Source organism: Paraburkholderia bryophila, from assembly GCF_013409255.1.
Lineage (GTDB): Bacteria > Pseudomonadota > Gammaproteobacteria > Burkholderiales > Burkholderiaceae > Paraburkholderia.
Genome location: NZ_JACCAS010000002.1, coordinates 297,008 through 312,900, shown reverse-complemented (window position 1 = coordinate 312,900; position 15,893 = coordinate 297,008). Strand labels below are relative to the sequence as shown.

The following is a 15,893-nucleotide window of genomic DNA, read 5'->3' as shown; positions in this document are numbered from 1 at the left end:
GACGACATGGACCCGCAGGCGAACAGTTCGCTGGAGGCGATCAACAGCAAGGTCATGCGCCGGCTGTTGCCGTTTCTCCTGCTCATGTATGTGCTGGCGTTTCTCGACCGCGCCAATATCGGTTTTGCGCAGAAGGCATTGCAGCACGATACGGGTCTGTCGAACGCGGCGTTCGCGTTTGGCGCGGGCGTGTTTTTCGTCGGCTATGCGCTGTTCGAGGTGCCGAGCAATCTGCTGTTGCATCGCTTCGGCGCGCGGGTCTGGATGTGCCGGATCATGGTCACGTGGGGGCTCGTTTCAGCCTCGATGTGTCTGGCGCACACGGCCACCACGTTCTACGCGCTGCGCTTTCTGCTCGGCGTCGCCGAAGCGGGTTTCTTTCCCGGCGTGATCTATTACCTGACTCACTGGTTTCCGCAGCGCGCACGAGCGCGGGCGGTCGGCGTGTTTTATTTCGGTGCGCCGCTGGCGTTTATCTTCGGCAGTCCGTTATCGGGTTCGCTGCTGGAGTTGCATGGCGCGTGGGGTCTCGCCGGCTGGCAATGGCTCTTTCTGGTGGAAGGTGTGTTGGCGTCGGCGGTGGGCGTGTGGGCGCTCTGGTATCTCGACAACCGTCCCGACGACGCGCAATGGCTCGATCCGCAAGAGCGCGCCAGTCTGCGTGCAGCACTCGAAGACGATGCGCGCGCCGCGTCCGCGCATGGACCGCATCGCATTCTCGCCGCACTGGTGGATCGTCGCGTGTTGCTGCTGTCGGCGATCTATCTGCTGATTCAAATGAGCGTGTACGGCGTGATCTTCTATCTGCCGCAACAGGTCGCGGCTTTGCTCGGGACAACCGTCGGTTTGCGCGTGGGTCTCGTCGCCGCGCTGCCGTGGATGTGCGCGCTGGCTGTCACCTGGTACGTGCCGCGCCGCGCGGATCGCACAGGCGGACATCGGCGTTGGGCCGTCGCATTGCTGGTGCTTGCCGGGCTCGGCATCGCTGCGTCGGGACTTGCGCATAACCCTGTGCTCGGGTTAATCGCCTTGTGTTGCGCGGCGAGCGGCTTCATCGCGGCGCAACCGCTGTTCTGGACGTTCCCCACCCGCACGCTCACGGGCGCTGCCGCTGCCGGCGGCATCGCGCTGATCAATTCGCTCGGTGGACTCGGCGGCTTCTTTGCGCCGAGCTTGCGGACCGCGGCGGAACGCGCGTTTTCGTCGACGTCGGCGGGACTGGTGGTGCTGGGCGTCTCCAGTCTGCTCGCCGCGCTGCTGATCGGCACGCTGTTGCGCCGCGACGCGAGCGGGGCGAACGATTCTTTCCAAACCTTATTGCATCGCGCCCGCTAGGCGCATTGTCGGCCGATTCGTCGACGCACTTATAACGGAGCCTCTCTCATGGCCATGCCCACCATCCGGCACGTGCGTGCCTTCACTGTTCGCGGCGGCGGAGCGGACTATCACGACCAACCTGGCGGACACTGGATCGACGATCATATTTCCACGCCGATGGCGCGTTATCCGGAGTACCGGCAGAGCCGCCAGTCGTTCGGGATCAACGTGCTCGGCACACTGGTGGTGGAGATCGAAGCCAGCGACGGCACCGTCGGCTTCGCCGTGACCACGGGCGGCGAGATCGGCGCGTTTATCGTCGAGAAACATCTCGCGCGTTTTCTCGAAGGGCAACTCGTGACCGACATCGAGAAGATGTGGGATCAGATGTACTTCTCGACCTTGTATTACGGCCGCAAGGGCGTGGTGCTCAATACCATTTCAGGCGTCGATCTCGCACTCTGGGATCTGCTCGCGAAAGTGCGCAAGGAACCGGTGTACCAACTATTGGGCGGACCGGTTCGCGACGAGCTCGTGTTCTATGCGACCGGCGCGCGGCCGGATCTTGCTAAGGAGATGGGGTTCATCGGCGGCAAGCTGCCGTTGCAACATGGACCCGCCGAAGGCGAAGCGGGCCTCAAGCAGAATCTCGACAAGCTCGCCGAAATGCGCAGCCGCGTCGGCGACGACTTCTGGTTGATGTACGACTGCTGGATGAGCCTCGACGTGCCGTACGCAACGCGCTTCGCGCACGCGGCGCACGAGTACGGCCTGAAGTGGATCGAAGAAGCGCTGCCGCCCGACGACTACTGGGGTTACGCCGAACTGCGCCGCAACGTGCCGCGCGGCATGATGGTGTCGACCGGCGAGCATGAAGCAACACGTTGGGGTTTCCGCATGTTGCTGGAGATGCAATGCTGCGATCTGATTCAACCCGATGTCGGCTGGTGCGGCGGCATGACCGAGTTGATCAAGATTTCCGCGCTGGCCGATGCTCACAATGTGATGGTGGTGCCGCACGGTTCGTCGGTGTACAGCTATCACTTCGTCGTCACGCGGCACAACTCGCCGTTCGCCGAGTTTCTGATGATGGCGCCCAAAGCCGACGAAGTCGTGCCGATGTTCACGCCGCTGTTGCTCGACGAACCGGTGCCCGTGAACGGACGCATGAAAGTACCGGACACACCGGGCTTCGGCGTGAGACTGAATCCGGAATGCGCGCTGGTGCGGCCGTATCCGCGTTAAACGTACGCACTATGTGCTGCGATCGAAAAGGAGAATGACGTGCTGCTCAAGGACAAGGTCGTGATCGTCACCGGCGGTTCCCGAGGCATCGGCCGCGCGATAGCGGTTGCGTGCGCAACCGAAGGCGCGGACGTGGCGATCAACTACTGGGGCGATAACGACGCATCGTACGGACGCCGTTCGGCGGTCGCGGAGGTCGTCGAAGAAATCGAGGCGCTGGGGCGGCGCGTGATCGCGATCGAGGGCAACGTCGCCGCGCGCGAAACTGGCCAGGAGCTGGTGCGTCATACGGTCGAGGCGTTCGGCAAGGTCGACGTGCTCGCCAGCAATGCCGGCATCTGTCCGTTCCACGCATTTCTCGACATGCCGCCGGAGATTCTGGAGTCGACGGTAGCGGTCAATCTGAATGGCGCGTTCTACGTCACGCAAGCCGCCGCGCAGCAGATGAAAGCGCAGGGCACGGGCGGCGCGATTGTCGCGACCAGTTCGATCAGCGCGCTGGTGGGCGGCGGCATGCAGACGCACTACACGCCGACCAAAGCCGGTGTGCACTCACTGATGCAGTCGTGCGCGGTCGCGTTGGGACCCTACGGCATTCGCTGCAATTCGGTGATGCCCGGCACCATCGCCACCGACCTGAACGCCGAAGATCTCGCCGACGAAGCGAAGAAAGCCTACTTCGAAAAGCGCATTCCGCTGGGCCGCCTGGGCCGCCCGGAAGACGTGGCCGATTGCGTGGTGTTCCTCGCCTCCGACCGCGCGCGCTACGTGACCGGCGCCGCGCTGCTGGTGGACGGCGGCCTGTTCGTCAACTTGCAGTAACGCGCGATGCCGATGCCGCTGCCGCCGCCGCCGCCGTCAATTCACCGGAACCGAAGCGATCGCGGAGGGCGGCGCGGGCACGCTATCGACATCGTCGCGCGCGAGCTTGCGCGAGAAACCGCGCAGCAGATCGATGAAACGCAGCGCCGGTTCGGCGAGCGGTTCTTCCTTGCGCGTGAGAATGCCGAAGCCCGCGAGACTTTTGCCGATCTCGAGCGGCAACGCGACCAGCAGCTTGCCGCGCAAATGATCGCGCACCACCGACTCCGGCAACATCGCCACCGCATCGTAATTCTCGAGCAATTGCAGCGTCGCGAAGATCGACGCGCATTCGGTCAGGTTGACCGGCGTGGCCAGTCCCGCACGCGCGAGTTCCTCTTCGAACAGCACGCGCGCCGGGCTGGTAACCGGTTGCGCAACCCATGGCCAGTCGATCAGCTCGCCCAGCGTGATGCGCGAGCGCTCAGCCAGCGGATGCACCGCACGCACCACCAGCAGCAAGGTTTCGCGCGCCAGCGGCTCGAAGCTGAAATCGTTGTGCTGGAGAGGATTGGTCAGACGCCCAAGCGCCAGATCGACCTCGCGGCGATGCAGCAATTGCACGACCTGGTCGCTGGTTTCGCCGAGAATCCGCACGTTCAGCAGCGGGCTTTCGGTTTTCAGCGCGGCGACCGACATGGCGAGCAGATCGGGCGCGGCGCCCATGATCGCGCCGACGGTCAACTGTCCATGTCCGCCACGCCGTTTGACCTCGAGGTCTTCGGCGAAGCGGGTCAACTCGGCCAGCGCGCGCCGCGCGTAAGCGAGCGTCACGACACCGAGCGGCGTGGGCGTCATGCCGCGCGCGTTGCGCTCGAACAGCAGAAAGCCGAACGCTTCTTCGATATCGCCGAGCATGCGGCTCGCGCTCGGCTGCGCGACGTTGATGGCCTCGGCGGCTTGATGGAGGTTGCGGGCGTCGTCGAGCGCGACGAGCAACGCGAGATGTTTGAACTTGAGCCGATTGACGAGTGCGACGGCAGCGGAGTGTTGGCTCATGGCTCTGTGCGATTCGGTTTGTGGATCGCCCAATCCCAACAACGGATTGAGATGCTATCGACGCAGGAATTATAGTCGCATCAGACGCTGAGCCGCATCGCCGGAAAAGCGCCCGAATACGACGGGAGACAAGCCGCAATGGAGACAATCGCTTTCCGGATGGTGCTCAACCCCGGCATGCGCGAAGAATACGAGCGACGTCACGCGCAAATCTGGCCCGAGCTGGTTGATGCGTTGCACAACGCCGGCGTGCGCGAGTACCGGATTTTCTTCGACGCGGACACGAATCATCTGTTCGCCATCCTCACGCGCACCACGCACCACACCATGGACGACCTGCCGCGACTCGACGTGATGCGCAAATGGTGGGATTACATGGCCGACATCATGCAAACCGCGCCCGATCACATGCCGTTTCAGCAGCCGCTCGAACCGGTCTTTCATCTGAATTCGCTGAGCCTGACGTGATCCGATGAACGCGCCCCGCTCAGCAGGTTCGCCACGATCAACACCGCACGGAGGAACTCGCATGCAGGTGGTCGATTCGCATATCCATTTGTGGGATCTGAAAACGCATCGCTATCCGTGGCTGGAGAACCCGGGCGTGTCGTTCGTCGGCGACGCGCGCGAGTTGAAACACGACTACCTGCTCGACGATCTATTGGGCGAAGCGGGCGACATCGACGTGCTGAAACTGGTGCACGTCGAGGCGAATCACGATCCTGCCGATCCGGTTGAGGAGACGCGCTGGTTGCAGTCCATCGCGGACCGCGCTGAATCGCGCGGCATGCCGAACGCGATCGTCGCGGCGGTGGATCTGTCCGCGCCGAACGCACCGGCGCTGCTCGAAGCGCACGCGGCGTTCGCCAATACGCGTGGCATCCGTCAGATTCTGAACGTGCATGACAACAAGCTGTTCGATTACGTCGGCCGTCATTACATGCGCGAACCGCAGTGGCGTGAACACTTTGCGCTGCTGCGCCGCTACGACCTGTCGTTCGATCTGCAACTGTATCCGTCACAGATGGAAGACGCCGCGGCGCTGGCACGCGCGCATGGCGACACGCTGTTTATCGTCAACCATGCGGGCATGTTCGTGGATCGTGACAGCGTGGCCGGTTATCGCGCATGGCGCGACGGCATGCGTCTGCTTGCCGGTTGCAGGAATATCGCCGTGAAGATCAGCGGACTCGCGATGTTCGATCACCAGTGGACCATTGAAAGCCTGCGGCCCTACGTGCTCGAAACGATCGATACATTCGGCGTGGAGCGGGCGATGTTCGCGTCGAACTTTCCGGTCGATCGCCTGTTCGGCTCTTACGCGGATTTGTGGCATGCGTATGCGTCGATTGTCGACGGCGCGAGTGTCGCGGAAAAAGAGGCGCTGTTTCGCCGCAATGCAGAACGTTGCTACCGCATTTAGTGCATTTATTGCATCCCGTGCAGTCGGCCACGAGAAACACGAAGGAGACACGCAGTGCAGCAATCCACATCCGCCGTGCCGAGGCTTGAATTGCGGCATGCAAGCAAATCGTTCGGCCGGGTCCGCGCGCTCTCGGAAGGCGATCTCTCGCTGTGGCCGGGCGAAGTGCATGCGTTGCTCGGCGAAAACGGCGCGGGCAAATCGACACTCGTGAAGATTCTCGCCGGCGTGCATCAGCCCGATACCGGCGAGTTACTGGTGGACGGCGTGGCGCGCCGCTTCGCGACGCCCGCCGAAGCACGCGACGCCGGGCTCGCGGTGATCTATCAGGAACCCACGCTGTTCTTCGATCTGTCGATCGCGGAGAACATCTTCATGGGACGGCAGCCGGTCGACCGCATCGGCCGCATTCAGTACGACGCGATGCGTCGCGAGGTGGACGGCCTGCTCGCGTCGCTCGGTGTCGATCTGCGCGCCGATCAACTGGTGCGCGGTTTGTCGATCGCGGATCAGCAGGTGATCGAAATCGCCAAGGCGTTATCGCTGAACGCGAACGTGCTGATCATGGACGAACCCACGGCGGCCTTGTCGCTGCCCGAAGTGGAACGGCTCTTCGCGATCGTGCGCAAACTGCGCGAGCGCGACGTCGCGATTCTGTTCATCACGCACCGTCTCGACGAAGTGTTCGCGCTGACGCAGCGCGTCACGATCATGCGCGACGGCGCCAAAGTGTTCGATGGTTTGACGGCCGATCTCAGCACCGAGTCGATTGTCGCGAAGATGGTCGGCCGTGATCTGGAGACGTTCTATCCGAAGGCCGAGCGGCCACCGGGCGACGTGCGGCTGTCGGTGCGTAAGCTCACGCGCGTGGGCGTATTCAAGGATATTTCGTTCGACGTGCGCGCAGGCGAAATCGTCGCGCTGGCTGGACTCGTGGGCGCTGGGCGCAGCGAAGTGGCGCGGGCGATCTTCGGCATCGACCCGCTCGACTCGGGCGAGATCTGGATTGCCGGCGAGCGTTTGACAGCGGGACGGCCGGCCGCCGCCGTACGGGCCGGTCTCGCGCTGGTGCCGGAAGATCGTCGACAACAGGGCTTGGCGCTGGAGTTGAGCATCGCGCGCAATGCGTCGATGACGGTGCTCGGGCGGCTCGTCAAACACGGCCTGATTTCAACCCGCAGCGAGACGCAACTCGCCAATCAATGGGGCACGCGGTTGCGCCTCAAAGCGGGCGATCCGAATGCGCCGGTCGGCACGCTGTCGGGCGGCAATCAGCAAAAGGTCGTGCTCGGTAAATGGCTGGCCACGAGCCCGAAAGTGCTGATCATCGACGAACCCACGCGCGGCATCGACGTCGGCGCCAAAGCCGAGGTGTACAGCGCGCTCGCCGAACTGGTGCGCGACGGCATGGCCGTGCTGATGATTTCGAGTGAATTGCCGGAAGTGCTCGGCATGGCAGACCGCGTGCTGGTGATGCACGAAGGGCGGATCAGCGCGGATATCGCACGCGCCGAAGCCGACGAGGAACGCATCATGGCGGCGGCACTCGGCCAACCGATTCCACCGTTGGGGAACGCAGCATGATGCGCCATTCATCCACTCATCCCGCGCCGGTTCCGCCGCCGTTGTCGAAGCGCAATGCGGGCACGCCGGGCGGCTTTGTGGCGGGCATCGCGAAGAGCCGGGAAACCACACTGTTTGTGGTGCTGATTCTGTTGATCGTCGGCACGGGACTCGCGAAACCGCAGTTCCTGAATCTGCAGAATCTGCGCGATGTGCTGCTTAACGTGTCGATCATCAGTTTGCTGACTGCCGGTATGACGGTCGTGATCCTGATGCGGCATATCGATCTCTCGGTGGGGTCGACGGTCGGCATCAGCGCGTATGCCGTCGGCAGTCTGTATGTCGCGTTTCCTCATATGCCGGTGCTCGTCGCGTTGGTGGCGGGGCTCGCGATCGGTCTCGTGGCGGGCAGCATCAATGCGCTGCTGGTTGCGGTGGGGCGCGTGCCGTCGCTGGTGGCGACGCTCTCCACGCTGTACATCTTTCGTGGCGCGGATTACGCGTGGGTGCACGGCGGCCAGATCAATGCGACCAGTTTGCCCGACGCGTACTCGCGACTCGCGACCGGCACGCTGCTCGGCATTCCCACGCTCGCGCTGATCGCCTTCGTCGTGCTGCTTGGCCTCGCCGTGTATCTGAAGCAGTTTCGCGGCGGCCGCGAGCACTACGCGATCGGTTCGAATCCCGAGGCCGCGCGACTCGCCGGCGTGAACGTCGAGCGTCGCGTGATGGCGGGTTTTCTGCTCTCCGGCGCGATTGCCGGTTTCGCCGGCGCGTTGTGGCTGGCTCGCTTCGGCACCGTCGACGCGAGTACCGCGAAGGGCATCGAACTGCAGGTCGTTGCCGCCGCCGTGGTGGGCAGCGTCGCGATTACCGGTGGCGTCGGCACGATTCTCGGCGCCACGCTCGGCGCGCTGGTGCTCGGCGTGATCAGCATCGCGCTGGTCGTGCTGCACGTGTCGCCGTTCTGGGAGCAGGCGATTCAAGGTGCGCTGATCGTCGCGGCAATTACCGCGGATACCTTGCTGGCCCGCTCCGTCGCCAAACGCATGATGAGGAAACGCGATCATGGCTAAACCCGATTCCACGCTGCTCACGCGCAAACGCGAAACGCCGTTGCAATGGGAAGTGTTGCTGGTGATCGTGCTGATTCTGTCGCTGATACTCGGCCGTGTGTTGTCGCCGGTGTTCCTGACCGGCGCGAATCTGAGCAACGTGCTCGCCGATCTGACCGAGATCGCACTGATGGCTCTGCCGATGACTTTGATCATCGTCGCCGCCGAAATCGATCTGTCGGTGGCTTCCGTGCTCGGCGCTTCCAGCGCGTTGATGGGCGTGCTGTGGCATATGGGCTTGCCGATGCCCGTCGTGATCGTGCTCGTGGTGATTGCCGGCGCGCTGGCCGGTTTGTTGAACGGCCTCGTGATCGTCAAACTCAATCTGCCTTCGCTCGCGGTCACGATCGGCACGCTGGCGCTGTTTCGCGGGCTGGCCTATGTGCTGCTCGGCGATCAGGCCGTGGCGGATTTTCCGGCGGGCGATACGGCGTTCGGCATGGACACGCTCGGCGCGAGTTTCATTCCATTGCCGTTTGTGATCGTGATCGTCGGCGCGGTGTTGTTCACCGTGTTGCTGCAATCCACCGCATTCGGCCGCAGTCTGTACGCGATCGGTGCGAATCCGACCGCCGCCGCGTTCTCCGGCATCGAAGTGGCGAAACTCAGGCTGCGTTTGTTCGTGTTGTCCGGCGCGATGAGTGCGCTGGCGGGCGTGGTCTACACGCTGCGCTTCACCAGTGCGCGCGGCGACAACGGCGAAGGCTTCGAGTTGTCGGTGATTGCCGCGGTGCTGTTCGGCGGCGTGAGCATTTTCGGCGGACGCGGCTCGATGATCGGCGTGCTGCTGTCGCTGCTGATTATCGGCGTGCTGAAAAACGCGCTGACGCTCGACGACGTCTCCAGCGAAACGCTGACCATCGTCACCGGCGTGCTGCTGCTGGCTTCGGTGCTGATTCCGAATCTGGTGGCCCGCTGGCGCGCGGCGCGCGACCGGCGTTTCATTGCGAAGTCCGCGTCTTCCGTATGACGTTTTTATCCCTGTGCACGAAGAGAAAGTCCAACGACCGATAACCCGGACACCAACACGTCCAACAACAAGCAGGAGACACTTCATGTTCAAACCTCTACGTCACACCGGCGCGGCCGCGCTTTGCGTCGCGTTGCTCGCGATCAGTTGCGCGGCGTCCGCCGCGGATCTGAAAAGCGGCCTGAAAATCGCCTTCGTGCCGAAGCAGATCAATAACCCCTACGAAGTGACCGCCGACAACGGCGGCCTCGCCGCGATCAAGGAATTCGGCGGCGTGGGCAAGGTGGTGGGGCCGTCGGACGCGGGCGCGTCGTCGCAGGTGCAATACATCAACACGTTGATTACGCAACGGCAGGACGCGATCGTGATCGCGGCCAACGACGCGAATGCGGTGGTGCCGTATCTGAAGAAAGCGATGTCCCAAGGTATCAAGGTCGTGACCTTCGACTCGGACACGGCGCCGGAAGGCCGCCAGTTGTTCGTCAACCAGGCGAACGCGGAAGGGATTGGGCGCAGTCAGGTCCAACTGGTTTCGAAACTGATGGGCGGCGAGGGCGAGTTCGCGGTGCTGTCGGCCACGCCGAACGCGACCAATCAGAACACGTGGATCAAGTGGATGCAGGAGGAACTGAAGAAGCCCGAGTACGCGAAGATCAAGCTCGTCAAGATCGCCTACGGCAACGACGACGATCAGAAGTCGTTCACCGAGACGCAAGGTTTGTTGCAGGCTTATCCGAATCTGAAGGCCATTGTCGCGCCGACCACGGTGGGCATCGCCGCGGCGGCGCGTTATATCTCGTCGTCGTCGAGCAAGGGTAAGGTCGCGGTGACGGGATTGGGCACGCCGAACCAGATGCGCGCGTTCGTGAAGAACGGCACGGTGAAGGCGTTCCAGTTGTGGGATCCGAACCAGCTCGGTTACCTGGCGGCTTACGCGGCGGCGGCGTTGTCGTCGGGCACGATCACGGGTAAGGAAGGCGAGTCGTTCGACGCGGGCAAACTCGGCAAGCGCACGATCGGTCCGAAAGGCGAAATCATTCTTGGACCGCCGACCACGTTTGATTCGAGCAATATCGACAACTTCAACTTCTAAGCGGAAAAGCCTTTAGCAATAGACGAGGCGTGCCGGGCGATAAAACTCCCGGCACGCCTCGTATGTTTCGGCGACTACTGAAGCTTACCGCTGACTTAGAACCGGTGTTGAATCCCAGCAGTCACCCCCGTCTGCGTATCCGCCGCACCGGTCAGATCGCGTGACAAGCTCACCGCCTTGTCATGCTTCGCCATCGCATAGCCCCCCGCCAAATACAGCACCGTGCGCTTCGACAACGCGTACTGCGCGCGCAGCGAGAACAACGTCGGATCGGCGTCGCTCGCGTCCTTGATGTCCTGATGGTAGACCGCGGCGAACACCGAGACGAACGGCGTCACATCGTACTGCCCGCCGATCCAAAACATATCGCTGCGCTGCGTCGGCGCGGAGGTATGGAACGTGCGCCGGTAATTCCGGTAACCCGCCATCGCCTTCACTGCGCCGAAGTCGTAGCTCAAACCGGCGTGGATGCCTTGAATGTAGTTGGTGCTGTCGATCGGCGTGACGCTGTCGTACGCGCCGTTCTGCCGGTCGAAGGTCACGACCGCGGCGAACGGACCCGTTTCGTAGCCGAGGCCGAAGTCGTACTTCGAACTCGATTTCAAACTGCCCGGCACATTGCCGAACCCGTACATCGCCCCGATCTTCACGCCCGAGAACATGCCGTCGTAACGCACCGCGTTGGACGAACGCGAAAACAGACCGTCCTTCCGGCCGCCCGTCGCGGTGGATGAACTCGCCCACGAATAGTTCGGCGCGTAACCCATCGGGTCGAACTGCAGCATGTAGTCGTACGTGGTCGTGAAATTGCGGCCGAGCGTGATTTGCCCGAAGCGGTTCTTCAGGCCGATCGTCGCGCGGCGGTCGAAGATCGCGCCGGAACTATCGTCGAACTGGCCGTTCGCGATGTTGATGCCGCTCTCCAACTGGAAGATTGCCTTCAGCCCGCCGCCCAGATCCTCTACGCCGCGCAAGCCCCAGCGCGAGGTGTTCTTGCCGCCCGACACGAGACGCGTCGCACTGCCGTCCGTACTCGCATGGTTCACGTATTCGATACCCGCATCGACAATGCCGTACAACGTCACGCTCGATTGCGCCTGCGCGCTGGTCGTGAATCCCGTCAATCCCGCGAGGCCGGCGCAGGTCACGCCGAGGGTCGCCTTCTTCATGCTCCACTTCATCTACTGTCTCCGGAGGTTGGTTTTTTTGCTTCGGTTGCTGCTTTTCGTGAGCGACGCGCGCGCGTCAACTCGCCTGGGCGAACGCCCAACAATCGTTAGCGGGAAATTCGATCCAGTGGCGGCCCGCCGCGCGCGGCACGGAACCGAATGCGCGCAGACGCAGATCGCCGCAATGGAACAGATATTCCCAGCGGTCGCCGAGATACATCGACGTAATCAGATCGGCTTCGAGGCGATTCGCGCCGGGACCGTCGGCGACCTGCACGCGTTCGAGGCGAATCACGGCCTGCGCGTTTTGTCCCGCGGTGAGTGCTTCGCGCGCTTGCGCCTGCAATTGCCAGCCGTCGCCGGCGAGCGTCACGCGTTCGCCGTCCACGGACGCCACACGCGCATCGATACGGTTGTTGCTGCCCATGAATTCCGCCGTGTAGAGCGAGCGGGGCGCGCCATACAGTTCGGCGGGTGTGCCTTCCTGCTCGATACGGCCGTTGCGCAGCAGCAGGATGCGATCGGACATTGCCATCGCTTCGGTCTGGTCGTGCGTCACGCACAGCGCCGACAGACCCAGCGACACGATCAGTTCACGCAGCCACGCGCGCGCTTCCTCGCGCAACTTGGCGTCGAGGTTCGACAGCGGTTCGTCAAGCAGAATCACCGGCGGGTTGTAGACCAAGGCGCGCGCAATTGCCACACGCTGCTGCTGACCGCCCGACAGTTGATACGGATAGCGCGCCGCCAGATGACCGAGGCCGAGTTGATCGAGCGCGGCCTGCACGCGCTTTTTCTGCTCCGCGCTGGACACGCGCCGCAGCTTCAATCCATAGCCGACGTTTTCCGCCACCGTGCGATGCGGCCACAGCGCGTAAGACTGGAACACGAGCCCGAGCGAGCGTTGCTCGACCGGCAGATCGACATGCTTCGCGCCATCGAAGAACGTTTTGCCGTCCAGTTCGATACGCCCCGACGACGGCTGTTCGAGCCCGGCCACCGCGCGCAGCAGCGTGGTCTTGCCGCTGCCCGATGCACCCAGCAGGCAGACCACTTCGCCGGGGTTCAGATCGAACGACACGCCCTTCAGAATCGGGTTGTCGCCATAGCTCAGAAAGAGGTTGTCGACCGAGAGCTTATCCATGCAATTTCACTCCGAAGCGCAGAGCGACGCCGAGTCCGACGCCGACCATCGCGATGTTGATGACAGAAAGCGCGGCGACCTGATCGACCGCGCCGGTCGCCCACAGCGACACCAGCAGCGCGCCGATCACTTCGGTGCCGGGCGAGAGCAGATAGACGGCGGTCGAGTATTCGCGCTCGAAAATCATGAAAATCAGCAGCCACGCCGCGAGCAGACCGAAACGCACCAGCGGCAGCGTGACGTCGAGGCTGACGCGTGCCCGCGTGGCGCCGACGCTGCGTCCTGCTTCTTCGAGTTCGGGGCCAACCTGGAGCAGCGCGCTTTGAATCAGACGCATGCCGTACGCGAGCCACACGACGGTGTAGGCGATCCAGATGCTCCACATGGAGTTCTTCAGTTCCTTCAGGCCGGGCACGAACAGAAAGATCCACAGGAACGCGAGTCCGGCGAGCAAGCCCGGCACCGCGCGCGGCAGCAGCACGAGGTAATCGAGCAGACGGGTAGCCCAATCGTTGCGGCGATGCCCCGCGAACGCGACCAGCGAATAGAAGCCCACCGCCAGCGCGCCACCGAGCACACCAATGCCGAGCGTGTTCAGAATCGCGCGGACCAGGTTGTCCTGCTCGAGCAGTTCGGTGAAGTTGGCGAGCGTCAGCACGTCGGCGAGATGCACGCCTTCGCCCCAGTTGGTGACGAATGCGCGCAACGTGATGCCGGAGAGCGGCACGAACACGGTCAGCATCAGCCACAGCGCGACGATCGCCAATGCGACCCAGCGCCACGCGCCGAGCGGCAGCACGGTCTGACGTCCCGCCTTACCCTTGACGGTGACGAAGCGGTTTGCGCTCTTCAGCAAGCGCCGTTGCAGCAACACCAGCGGGAACGTGATCGCGACGATGCACACCGCGACCGCGGCCATCAGGTGATACGACGGCACGCCGAGTTTGTTGGTGAGCTTGTACAGATAGGTGGCCAGCACGAGGTGCCCTTCGGGGTCGCCCAGCACGAGCGGCAAACCAAACACTTCGAAGCCGAGAAAGAACACCAGCACGCCGGCGAACAGCAGAGCGGGCAATGTCATCGGCAGGCTCACGTCGAGCGCGACGCGAAACGGCCGGGCCCCGGCAACACGTGCCGCTTCCTCGACGTCCGAGCCGAGATTGCGCAGCGCCGCCGACGAATACAGGTACACGTGCGGCACATGCGTCAAGCCGACGATCACCGTGATCGCGAGAATCGAGTAGATGGACCACGGCGCTTCGGCGGTGCCGAACAGTTCTTTCCACCACACGGAATAGAAACCGACCGGGCCGGCCGCGACCACGTAGCCGAATGCGAGCACCATCGGCGAGACGAACACGGGGGTGAGCAGCAGCGGTTCGAGCCAGCGGCGGCCGGGCAGATCGGTACGCACCATCAGGAACGCGAGAATGCCGCCGAGCGGAATCGAAATGAACAGCATGCCGGCGGCGATCACGAACGAGTTTTTCAGCGCGGACCAGAAGTCGGGATCGCTGAAAATGAATTCGAAGCCGGTGAGACCGAGCGTGCGTTTGGCGTCGAAGAACGGTGCGTTCAACACGCTCTGAAACAGGATGAAGCCCAGCGGCAGCGCCACCGCAATGGTCAACACCGCGACGACGAGCCAGCGCAGCAGCCCCGCGAACGGCTGCAGACCGCCGCGCGGCAGCGCGCCGATGGAGCCGCCGTCGGCCGCGAGCGACGGGGCGTCGCGGTGTCCGGTTGCGCTTGTGGAAAGCATGAGTGTCCCCCTGCGGCAGATGAGCCGCATATCGACAGGTAGTGAAGGATGGTTTTGTGTCCGCCCGCGCGTGGCGGTGCGGACACGTTGGTCAGATGCGCGTGTTTAACGCTTGATCGACTGTTGCCATTGCTTGAGGAATTCGAGGCGCTTGGACTGGTCGAGATAGACCAGCAGGCCCGCGCCGATCGGGATCGGCTTGAGCGAATCGCCGAGTTGCTTCGTCAGGCCGGCCATGGACGTTTCGCCGTCCACGTCCGCGCGAATCGAGAACAGGTTCGCCTGATTCGCCAGCAGCGTCTGGCCGCGTTGCGATAGGAGGTAATCGACCCACAGCTTCGCGGCGTTCGGGCTTTGCGCCTTCTTCGAAATCGTCACGAGGCGGCTGACCACCAGCGTGTAATCCTTCGGGTAGACGTAGCCGATCGACGGGTCTTTCTTCGCCTTGGTCAGCGCGTACGACCCGAGAATGTTGTAGCCGATCAGGTTTTCACCCGACGAGATGCGCTCCATCATCGCGCCGGTGCTCGACTGCAGTTTCGGGCCGGTGGCGCCCATGGCCTTCACCAGATCCCACGTGACCTGCGGGTTCACGCGCGCGTCTTGCGTCAGATAGTTGAAACCCACACCCGACTTTTCGATGTCGTAAGTCGTGACCTTGCCTTTGAACTGATCGGCTTTGGTTTGCAGCAGCTTGATCAGATCGGCGCGCGTTTGCGGCACGTCGCCGGCCGGCACGAGGCGCTTGTTGTAGACGATCGCCAGCGGCTCATACGTGGTGCCGTACGCCTGCTTCTGGTATTGCGCCCATTGCGGCAAGTGCTTCGCTTCGGGCGATTCGTACGAGGCCATCAGCCCGTCATTGACGAGCTTGACCTGCAGGTCCATGGCCGAGCTCCACAGCACGTCGGCGCTGGTGCTGCTGGCCGCGTTTTCGCTGATATAGCGGTTGTACAGCTCGGTGCTGTTCATGTCGTTGTACTCGACCTTGATGCCGTACAGGCTTTCAAAATCCTTGATGAGTGGACGTACCAACGCGGTGTCCGTGACCGAGTAGACGATCAGTTTGCCTTCCTTCTTCGCGCCGTCGACGGTGCTCTGATAGTCGCCCGGATAACCGGCCGGAATGGCCGACCACGCGGGGTTTGCAGCGAATGCGACAGCCATGGCGAGAGCCTTCAAAGCGTTTTGCACGTCTTCCTCCAGAAAACTTTGTGTTGGTTTTGTGTAGG

The 15,893-nt window shown here is 63.0% G+C and carries 14 protein-coding genes; 9 read left to right on the top strand and 5 right to left on the bottom strand.

The genetic code is table 11. The features are described from left to right. Positions 1–6: 6 nt before the first annotated feature. Genes GGD40_RS22675 through GGD40_RS22665 form a run of 3 tightly spaced genes read left to right on the top strand, consistent with a single transcriptional unit; the run spans position 7 to position 3,384 of the window. On the top strand, positions 7–1,335 hold the full coding sequence (locus tag GGD40_RS22675; RefSeq protein WP_179745163.1) for an MFS transporter: 1,329 nt from the start codon (positions 7–9) through the stop codon (positions 1,333–1,335). Positions 1,336–1,383: 48 nt separating this feature from the next. Further along, positions 1,384–2,562 carry an L-rhamnonate dehydratase gene (gene rhmD / locus GGD40_RS22670; RefSeq protein WP_179745162.1) on the top strand — a complete coding sequence of 393 codons (1,179 nt, stop codon included), beginning with the start codon at positions 1,384–1,386 and terminating at the stop codon, positions 2,560–2,562. Positions 2,563–2,601: 39 nt separating this feature from the next. Continuing rightward, on the top strand, positions 2,602–3,384 hold the full coding sequence (locus GGD40_RS22665) for an SDR family NAD(P)-dependent oxidoreductase (RefSeq protein ID WP_179712830.1): 783 nt from the start codon (positions 2,602–2,604) through the stop codon (positions 3,382–3,384). Between the two features lie 36 nt (positions 3,385–3,420). Here the strand turns inward: GGD40_RS22665 and GGD40_RS22660 are convergent, their stop codons facing one another. Then, positions 3,421–4,422 carry a LysR family transcriptional regulator gene (locus GGD40_RS22660; RefSeq protein ID WP_179745161.1) on the bottom strand — a complete coding sequence of 334 codons (1,002 nt, stop codon included), beginning with the start codon at positions 4,420–4,422 and terminating at the stop codon, positions 3,421–3,423. Between the two features lie 138 nt (positions 4,423–4,560). Here GGD40_RS22660 and rhaM point away from each other — a divergent pair, with 138 nt between their 5' ends. The 6 genes from rhaM to rhaS all read left to right on the top strand — a co-directional run bounded on the left by rhaM (position 4,561) and on the right by rhaS (position 10,586). Further along, complete coding sequence (gene rhaM, locus GGD40_RS22655; protein ID WP_179712834.1) at positions 4,561–4,890, top strand: L-rhamnose mutarotase; 330 nt, start codon at positions 4,561–4,563, stop codon at positions 4,888–4,890. A 61-nt stretch (positions 4,891–4,951) separates the two neighbouring features. Beyond that, positions 4,952–5,845: an amidohydrolase family protein gene (locus GGD40_RS22650; RefSeq protein WP_179745160.1), complete on the top strand. Its 894-nt coding sequence runs from the start codon at positions 4,952–4,954 to the stop codon at positions 5,843–5,845. A 54-nt stretch (positions 5,846–5,899) separates the two neighbouring features. Beyond that, a complete protein-coding gene (locus tag GGD40_RS22645; RefSeq protein WP_179745159.1) occupies positions 5,900–7,429 on the top strand; it encodes a sugar ABC transporter ATP-binding protein in 1,530 nt (509 codons plus the stop codon). Then, complete coding sequence (locus GGD40_RS22640) at positions 7,426–8,484, top strand: ABC transporter permease (RefSeq protein ID WP_179745158.1); 1,059 nt, start codon at positions 7,426–7,428, stop codon at positions 8,482–8,484. The genes GGD40_RS22645 and GGD40_RS22640 overlap by 4 nt, the downstream gene beginning before the upstream one ends. Next, positions 8,477–9,493 (top strand): ABC transporter permease, encoded by a 1,017-nt coding sequence (locus GGD40_RS22635; protein ID WP_179745157.1) that lies wholly within the window; start codon positions 8,477–8,479, stop codon positions 9,491–9,493. Before GGD40_RS22640 ends, GGD40_RS22635 begins: the two co-directional genes overlap by 8 nt. An 85-nt stretch (positions 9,494–9,578) precedes the next feature. Continuing rightward, positions 9,579–10,586 carry a rhamnose ABC transporter substrate-binding protein gene (rhaS, locus tag GGD40_RS22630; RefSeq protein ID WP_179745156.1) on the top strand — a complete coding sequence of 336 codons (1,008 nt, stop codon included), beginning with the start codon at positions 9,579–9,581 and terminating at the stop codon, positions 10,584–10,586. Between the two features lie 95 nt (positions 10,587–10,681). Here rhaS and GGD40_RS22625 read toward each other — a convergent pair whose 3' ends face one another. The 4 genes from GGD40_RS22625 to GGD40_RS22610 form a co-directional block, all read right to left on the bottom strand. Beyond that, entirely contained in the window at positions 10,682–11,767 is a 1,086-nt protein-coding gene (locus tag GGD40_RS22625; protein ID WP_179745155.1) for a porin, read from the bottom strand. Positions 11,768–11,831: 64 nt separating this feature from the next. After that, positions 11,832–12,899, bottom strand: a complete 1,068-nt coding sequence (locus tag GGD40_RS22620; RefSeq protein WP_179712849.1) for an ABC transporter ATP-binding protein — start codon at positions 12,897–12,899, stop codon at positions 11,832–11,834. Continuing rightward, positions 12,892–14,661: an ABC transporter permease gene (locus GGD40_RS22615; RefSeq protein WP_179745154.1), complete on the bottom strand. Its 1,770-nt coding sequence runs from the start codon at positions 14,659–14,661 to the stop codon at positions 12,892–12,894. Before GGD40_RS22615 ends, GGD40_RS22620 begins: the two co-directional genes overlap by 8 nt. 105 nt (positions 14,662–14,766) lie before the next feature. After that, complete coding sequence (locus GGD40_RS22610) at positions 14,767–15,828, bottom strand: ABC transporter substrate-binding protein (RefSeq protein WP_179712853.1); 1,062 nt, start codon at positions 15,826–15,828, stop codon at positions 14,767–14,769. Between the last annotated feature and the right edge of the window lie 65 nt (positions 15,829–15,893).